Here is a 7,742-nt window from a genome sequence, read left to right as displayed (position 1 = left end):
CGAAAGAATTGATAAAATCGCCGAGGTTCCTATAATAAATTTAAAAAAAAGGGTAACACTTAACACGATGAAACGAATCAAAGTTTTAAAAGCATATTTAATCATTTGGCTTTTCATTCTCTATGTTGTGTATACCAACGCCGAGTTACTCGGTATCTTTTTTATGGCGACCGTTATCTTTAGTACGGCTATTTTAGGTTTATTGGCGGTCGGAACACTCTATCAAATCGTCAGCGGCTTTCACATTATGATGCTCGGCGGAACGTTCGGCGCACTCGCGTATAAGAAAACGGGCTATGAATTTTATATTCGAAGTATCGATTCGCTTTTACCCGCCAATATCGCGCATATGCTTCAAAGCAGAAAAAGCAAACAAACGATGTTTTTTACGCAAGAAGAGTCGCGTAATATTATCGATTGGTTGGAAGGAAAATTTCGCCAACAAAAATCGTATATCAATTTTTTCATCAATACCGCGATGCTTATCGGTCTTTTGGGAACGTTCGTCGGATTGGTCGAAGCCATCGACCATATGGGACAGATTATTTTAGGGCTTAACGGCGACATCGACATTAAGCAGATTATGCAAGATTTTTCCGGCCCGCTCTCCGGTATGGCGATCGGTTTTGGAGCTTCGTTATTCGGCGTTGTATGTGCGGTCATTTTGGGTATTAACGGCTATATTTTATTTCGTTCGCAAGATACGCTGATTAGCGGTATTGAAGATTGGTTAAAAGATCGTATTATCGACGTCGCGCCCGAAGCGTTTAACGGATCGGCGGTTTCGAGTACCAATCTTCCAGAGCATCGAAAAAGCTTTATGGAAGTTTTTTTAGAGCAGATGAGTACGTTTACGCACGAAATTTCAAAATTTTCAAAATCCAACGAAAAGCTTCACGGCATATCCGAAACGCTTACGTCCATGAAACACACGATAGAATCGCAACACGAAACGCTCGGCACGATCGTCTCTTTGCATCGTATGCATCAAAACGAGGTCAATCGTATCGCGGAAGCATGGGCGCAACGGGATGAAAACGCACTCAAACGACGGGAGGAAAACCATAGCGAAATGACCTCTTTGTTAAACCGTCAAGGAGAATTCGTACTTCAAGGCAACGAGCTACTCGCACACGTAAAACAGACTTTAGAGGAGATGTCGCAACAGCTCCATACGCAAGGCGATACGCTCATATCGTTGGTTGATGCGGAAGGTAAAATCATCGAGGGACAAAAAGCGTTTTTAACGCACCATGAACATGCAGCGCGCCAAAGCGGTGAAACTTTAAGCACGATCAATGCCGGCGTCGTACGCGTCCATGAAGCGGTGTTTGCAGAGCATGAAACCTTAAAATCGATAGAAGAACACGTGATGCAAGAAGATCAAAACGCGCATACCCGTCATCAAACCTTGATCCAGTCCATCGGTGCTCTTCACGAAACGCTCGGGCAAGAGGTCGATATGCTCTCGTCGATGGCGAACGTTAGGGATGCAAACTTTCTTAGTTTAACGTCGTTGTTGGATCAAACATCGGAAAAACTTTCCGCAATCAACGCTAACATTGCCAATAACGCCGCAATATTAAGCGCGCAGGAACTGTCGCAAAAAGAGTATTTTTCAAACAGTCTTCACGAAAATCAAAAACTTTACGAAGCCTTTGAGCGTCTTCACGAAACCTTACATGTCGAAATTCAAACGATCGAAAATTTAAGGACGATTGAAGAGACGATGCACCTCGATCATCAAAAAAACGCTCTTGAAGGGCTTGAGATTCTTCGGGTTGTTTCGGCGACGATCAACCAAACCGAGCAAGCCTTAAACACGCTATTGGGTTTAGAACAAACGCTGATGCTCGAAGCCAAAGAGGCGGCGGCGTCGACGCATAGTGCCATAGGCGGTATCGATCGCAGTTTAGGAGCTCATCGACAAGCGTTAGAGTCGATTTTAGAGTCGCAAAAAAGCTTGGCGACTACCTATAGCACATTGCACGAAGAAGAACACGGAACGCTTCAACGTATTCGCGACTCCCTTATCGAAGAGACGCAAGTCGTTAAAGAGGTCTTAAACACGACGCAAGCTTACGCCAATCGTTACGAAACGCATGCACGTTCGCAAGTGCAAGCGTTAGCGCACTTGGACGAACGTATCGCAAAAGCGACGGACATAAGCGTGGAACATGCCGCACAGCGAAAAGAGTTCGAAACGACGTATTTTAGACACACGGAAGATGAACATGTTAAGATCATCGCGGCATTGGACGCTAAAATTACGTCGACGCAAGCCCATTTAGAAAGCATGGCGCAATCGTTAAAAGCTATTGAAGAAAAAGTGTTTGCGTTTGATAGCACTAAAATGGAACATGCGGCGAGTTTGTCGGAAGACATTAAAGGATTTTTTGCATCTTTTTTCGGTAAACATTCTAAATAGGAGCAGTGATTTTTCATGGCAGGCGGTAGCGAACACGGTGAAATGAATCCTTTTATCTCTTACGTGGATCTTTTTTCGTCGGTGATTTTAGTCCTTTTACTTTTTGTGTTAATTATGTTTGTAAACGTTGGATATTACATGCAGTTTAATTCAAAACAGGTCACGGTTGCCGCCGCGGCTTCCTCCGATACTTCTTCAAAGCAAGAAGAAAATCCCGTGACGTTCGTAACCTTACAAGACGTTACGAAAGCGACGACGCAAAGTACGCAAGAAACAGGCGAAAACACCTTAACTAAAAGTACCGAAAAAACGGCTATCGTCGATTATAAAGAGTCCGATTTGACGATTGTATTTAAAAATAACGACTATTTCGTCGCTAAAGACGCTATTGCAAAGCTGACCAAAACAATGGAAAAAATCCTCAAATCCAATCCTAACGCTTTATTTGTGCTTTCGGTCGGGGATTCGAAAAAGATTTTAAGTGCGACGCAGGCAAAGCAAGTCTCCCTTGGCCGTGTTCTGGCAACAAAAAATACGTTAGAAGCGACACCGGCATTTAAAAATAAAATTAAGATCAGTTATAAACAAAACGAAAGTAATAACTTCGAGTTCGGATATTTAAAGGTTGACGTCAAATGAATGCTAATGCCATCAAAGCTCTTTTATTAGGATGGATTTTTTTTACTTACGGATGGGCTACGGAGCCTTTGGAAACGACTTCGCAACCGCTGCAAGAATCGTTAAAAAAGACGCAATCTCAAAGCATGCTTTTAGGGGAAGATCAAAAAGAACAACCGCTTCTGGTCGAAGGAGATAAAGCCACGCTCAAGCAAGCGGTCGCCGTTGCGATCGAGCGTAACTTTCGGGTGAAGCAAGCCCAAGAGCGCATCACGCAAGCGGAAAGCTCCACCGCCGAGGCCCAAAGCGACCTTCAACCGCAAGTCGATTTTATCGTGACGGGAACCGGCAAGGAAACTAAGGGATTTGATACGCAACAATACGGGCAGCTTAAAGGCGACGTTGCGGTTAATTATAATTTATACTCCTCAGGGATGCACGTCGAAACGATTGAGCGCACGAAAATTACGAAAAAAGAGCAAGAAGAGCGTTTAAGAGGAACCAAAGAAGAAGAGATCGTTAAAGTGATTGATGCTTATTTGAGCGTCGTATACGGACGTTTATCGATCCAAGTCAACCAAAATAATTACGATAAGCTTTTAAAGATTTTAGAGATCGTCAAAACCAAACGAGAATTGGGTGCGGCAACGGCTGGAGATGAAAATTCTATCTTGGCGAGTGTTTCCAATGCTAAAACCGCACTGATCAATACCGAATCCAACTACAACAACGCCAAAGATTATTACGAGTTCTTAACCGGATCGAAAATCGAAGAGATGACACCTTTTGAGACGGAGTTCGAAATCGTCTTGCAACCGCTTGAAAAACTTTTAGCACAAATTGAAAAAGAGAATGTCGATTTGACGATTATCGAGAAGCAAATCGAGGGTAAGCAAAAAGACGTCACGGTAACGAAAGCCTCCAACGGTCCTAAAGTCGATCTTGCCATCAGTAACTCCAAACGGGCGCGCCAAGATTACAGTATCGTTCCGACGGATGGACATAACAGAGATTTTACCGCCGAATTGATCTTTAGTTACAATCTTTACGACGGCGGCAAAAACGAAGCAAAAACGGCAAAACTTTTAAGCGAAATTTCCGGACTCGTTTACAACTTGGAATACACGAAAAAAGACACAAGGTGGAATTCTCAAAAATTGTTTAATTCGGTGCAAACCAATTCACGTACCATCGATACGCTCAAAGTAGAGATCGAGGCGAGCAAAAAGATGGCAGAGGCGTATTGGGAAAAGTTTAGGCTTTCCAGTCAGGATTTGGTCACGCTTTTACAAGCGCAACGACAAGTCAACAGTGCCGAATTGGCGAAACTGACCAGCGAAAAAACACGTTTAACGGACTATTTCAACCTTCTGATGAAACAAGGTAAGTTGGTTGATTATTTCGGTTTATAACCTATGCCCGTAAAGGAGAGCACGTCTATGAAACGGATCGTAACGTTCGCACTGTTTTTAGGAATCGCGGCGTTTGCTTCTTCGGAGATGAACGTCCTGGCAAAGCAAGAAGAGGACGATATTAAAAAGAAGGTGTTGTTTCAGGGGAAAGAGTATTACGAAAAACATCTGATGCAAAAAAACGAAGAGCAGGAAAAAAACCAAAACACGCTCAAAGATAAAAAAATCTACAAAAAAGAAGACGGTACGATCGATACGTTTAAAACGATTAACGATGCCAAAAAGGAGAAGAGTGCCAACTGAAAACGCGAGCCTTTTTCTCATTGAATCGGGCGATCTTTTTTTACGCGACAACCAACTTGAATCAGCACTTGCATGTTATACGAAAGCACAAAGTTTTGCTCCGAACGCTTCGCTCATGAGACGTTTGTATAACAATTTGGGCGTGACGTATAAACGCTTGGGGCGTTTGCAAGAAGCCAAAAAGACCTTTTTACAAGGTATTACGCTCGATGCGTCGCACGGCTCTTTTTATTCGAATTTGGGTGCTATTTACGCCCTGCAAGGCAATACCGATCAAGCCGTCGCTTATTTAGAAAAAGCTTTACGCTTGCATGTCAAACTTGCGGACGCGTTAAAATTGATGGAGCTTTATTCCCACGCTAACCGTATCCGAAACGCCTTAGGTTTAGGCGAAGAGCTCTTACAACGTTTTCCCGATCAATACGACGTACATGTCGCTTTGGGTAATATTTATGCGTTGATCAAACAGTTTGATAAAGCCCTGCCTTATTATGAAAAAGCCGTTTCGTTAGCACCGCAAAAAACGCAAGCCCTGAATAATCTGGGCATTGCTTATAAAGAGTTGGGGCTCAACGAAAAAGCTTTGGCGGCATATCAAAAGGTCATTGAACTCCATCCAAACGATTCTGCCGTCTACAATAACTTAGGCAATTTACTCCGTCAAACGGGTGCTTTTGAGCAGGCATTTAAGGCCTTAAGCCATTCCATAAAACTCAATCCCTCGTATGCGGATGCCTACAGCAACGTCGGGGCTTTATTTAAAGAGCAAAAAATGTACGATAAAGCCGAACCGTATTATCAAAAAGCGTTGCAGATGGAACCGAACCACATCAACGCAAATTTCGATACGGCGTTGCTTGCTTTGGTCAAAGGCAACTACGAAGAGGGCTGGAGACGCTACGAATACCGTTTGGCGATGAAAGAGCTTTTGGCAAAAACCCATGCGTACAAGACACCGTTATGGAAAGGCGAACCTTTAAAAGACAAGACGATCGTCTTGCAAAACGAACAAGGATTCGGCGATAATATCATGTTTATTCGGTATGCTCAGAAATTCTTGGAAGCAGGCGCTCATGTGATCGTCAGGACGCGTCCGGATCTGGTGCGGCTCTTTCAAACGGCGGATGCGCGCCTTGAAGTGATCGACGAAGAGTCTTCTTCCATTCCGGCGCATGATTTTTATCTGCCGCTACTGTGTTCGGCACAACGTTTTGCGACGACATTGGAAACAATTCCTCAAGAATTTCCGTATCTTTTTGTGCCCAAATCCAAAATCGACGTGGCGTTAAGCCCCGATCGTATGAAAATCGGCATTGTTTGGAGTTCCAGTCCGACCAATAAAGATTTTAAAAACAAACATATCGGTTTGAACGCGTATCGCTCGTGGTTTGGGTTGGAAGGGATACAGTGGATTTCTTTACATGTAGGCGATGAGGCAAAGGATATCGCTAGGGAAGGATTAAGCGATACGATTGTCGATATTTCTCCTGTTTTAAGCGATTTTTACGAAACGGCGAAAGTGATGATGCATTTGGACCTTGTAATTACGACGGATACGGCGGTAGCTCATTTGTGCGGAGCTTTAAACGTACCCGTTTGGGTCTTGACGCCTAAGCCGGCCGATTGGCGGTGGATGCAAGAGGGCGATACGACGCCGTGGTATCAAAGCGTTAAAGTGTTCAGGCAAACGGTTTCGGGTGATTGGAGCGTACCGATTGCGGCGGTGTTTAAGGCATTGGAAACGATGTTAAAGACGGCAGAAAAGAGCGCCTAAATGCGATTTTTTCTCCAACGACCATCAAAAAATGCATCGTGTGTAAACGATAATTTAACAAGCGATAGAAGGTAGGTAAATTATGTTTGGAATGATCTTGAAATTTCAGGCCTTTATGGAACGGTTGAAGAAGCGAAAAGCGTTGTGGTTTAGTACGCTCATTACGCTTTCGGTATTAGGAATTATCGGCACGCTTTATTATTTAAATTCGATGACGAATAGGGCGACGAAAAATTTATACGAGGCAACCAATAGCAGTTACTTCCACGAATTGGATATGAAAATTGCCGATACGATGTTGAATTTGGAGATTGTCGGCGATATGCTTTTAGCCAATCCCGATTTTGTAGCCGCGATTAATGCTCAAGGCGATCCGAACGCGATTGCCGCAAAGCTTAACGCGATGAGCGGAAGCCTTAAAAAGATCGATCAAAACGGCATTGTTTTGGAGCTCTACTCCAAAGAAGCGGTTAAAATCAGCTCTTCATCGCGAACGCCGGTTTTAAATGCGCAACCTTACGATTCGCCCGGACTTCAGAAGGTATTGGCGAATAATCAGCCTTTAAGCGGCATCGAATACCAAGACGGGCAGGTTTTCTTACATGTACTTTATCCTCTCCAAAACGGTGTTTTAGAAGTGAAAAAGTCGTTGGATTTTCTTTTTGACGTTTATAAAAGCAGCGGTAAAATTTTTCAAGTTCTTATGGAACGCGATTTGATGGATATGAAAAAATTGCAGGAGTTTAAATACCAAAAAATAGGCAACTTTGAGATCAGCGTGCAGTCGCATGTCGACGCCGATTTTCTCGAACGGCTATCCGGTATCGATTTTGAACAGCTCATTGCCGCTAAATACGTCATTAAAGACGACTATTTTATTCTCGCCAAACCGATTTTGAATGCCGACAATAAACGCGTCGGTCTCTTTATCATCGGCGAAAATACGCAAAAAGAAAACAGCCTTCCGAAAATGACGAAAAAAATTTCTACGGGCTTAACGACGGCGGCATTGGGGTTAGTCGTTGCGTTGCTCGTTTTAATGATTTAAATAAGCGTTTTACACCTTTAAAATCGCATTAAAACGGAGACTTTAAATCTCCCTTTTAATGCGAAAACCCTCCTTTAAGCATAAGATTACAAATATGTGACTATAATAGATTCATCATACGTTTTTCATGAGCGTTCTTGCAAAAAGGCAAGAACTTTT

General features: G+C 43.2%; 6 protein-coding genes. All 6 read left to right on the top strand.

Annotated elements, in window-relative coordinates:
- The first annotated feature begins 67 nt into the window (after positions 1-67).
- The 6 genes from NL930_RS08700 (at position 68) to NL930_RS08675 (ending at position 7,583) form a co-directional block, all read left to right on the top strand.
- Positions 68-2,428: a MotA/TolQ/ExbB proton channel family protein gene (locus tag NL930_RS08700; protein ID WP_254376400.1), complete on the top strand. Its 2,361-nt coding sequence runs from the start codon at positions 68-70 to the stop codon at positions 2,426-2,428.
- A 15-nt stretch (positions 2,429-2,443) separates the two neighbouring features.
- Positions 2,444-3,067, top strand: a complete 624-nt coding sequence (locus tag NL930_RS08695; RefSeq protein ID WP_060826276.1) for a hypothetical protein — start codon at positions 2,444-2,446, stop codon at positions 3,065-3,067.
- On the top strand, positions 3,064-4,458 hold the full coding sequence (locus tag NL930_RS08690; protein ID WP_254376399.1) for a TolC family protein: 1,395 nt from the start codon (positions 3,064-3,066) through the stop codon (positions 4,456-4,458). Before NL930_RS08695 ends, NL930_RS08690 begins: the two co-directional genes overlap by 4 nt.
- Before the next feature lie 27 nt (positions 4,459-4,485).
- Positions 4,486-4,761: a hypothetical protein gene (locus tag NL930_RS08685; protein WP_254376398.1), complete on the top strand. Its 276-nt coding sequence runs from the start codon at positions 4,486-4,488 to the stop codon at positions 4,759-4,761.
- Entirely contained in the window at positions 4,751-6,535 is a 1,785-nt protein-coding gene (locus NL930_RS08680) for a tetratricopeptide repeat protein (protein ID WP_254376397.1), read from the top strand. The genes NL930_RS08685 and NL930_RS08680 overlap by 11 nt, the downstream gene beginning before the upstream one ends.
- 82 nt (positions 6,536-6,617) lie before the next feature.
- Positions 6,618-7,583 carry a hypothetical protein gene (locus NL930_RS08675; RefSeq protein ID WP_254376396.1) on the top strand — a complete coding sequence of 322 codons (966 nt, stop codon included), beginning with the start codon at positions 6,618-6,620 and terminating at the stop codon, positions 7,581-7,583.
- Positions 7,584-7,742: the final 159 nt, after the last annotated feature.

The organism is Sulfurospirillum sp. hDNRA2 (assembly GCF_024206095.2).
In the GTDB taxonomy this organism is placed as follows: Bacteria; Campylobacterota; Campylobacteria; order Campylobacterales; family Sulfurospirillaceae; genus Sulfurospirillum.
Note: the sequence above shows the minus strand (reverse complement) of the source record. Positions and strands in the feature narration are given on the sequence as shown.

Excerpts from the sequence above, each read along its gene's own strand:
- NL930_RS08700 (WP_254376400.1), top strand. The coding sequence starts at position 68 with ATGAAACGAATCAAAGTTTTAAAAGCATATTTAATCATTTGGCTTTTC.
- NL930_RS08695 (WP_060826276.1), top strand. The coding sequence starts at position 2,444 with ATGGCAGGCGGTAGCGAACACGGTGAAATGAATCCTTTTATCTCTTAC.
- NL930_RS08690 (WP_254376399.1), top strand. The coding sequence starts at position 3,064 with ATGAATGCTAATGCCATCAAAGCTCTTTTATTAGGATGGATTTTTTTT.
- NL930_RS08685 (WP_254376398.1), top strand. The coding sequence starts at position 4,486 with ATGAAACGGATCGTAACGTTCGCACTGTTTTTAGGAATCGCGGCGTTT.
- NL930_RS08675 (WP_254376396.1), top strand. The coding sequence starts at position 6,618 with ATGTTTGGAATGATCTTGAAATTTCAGGCCTTTATGGAACGGTTGAAG.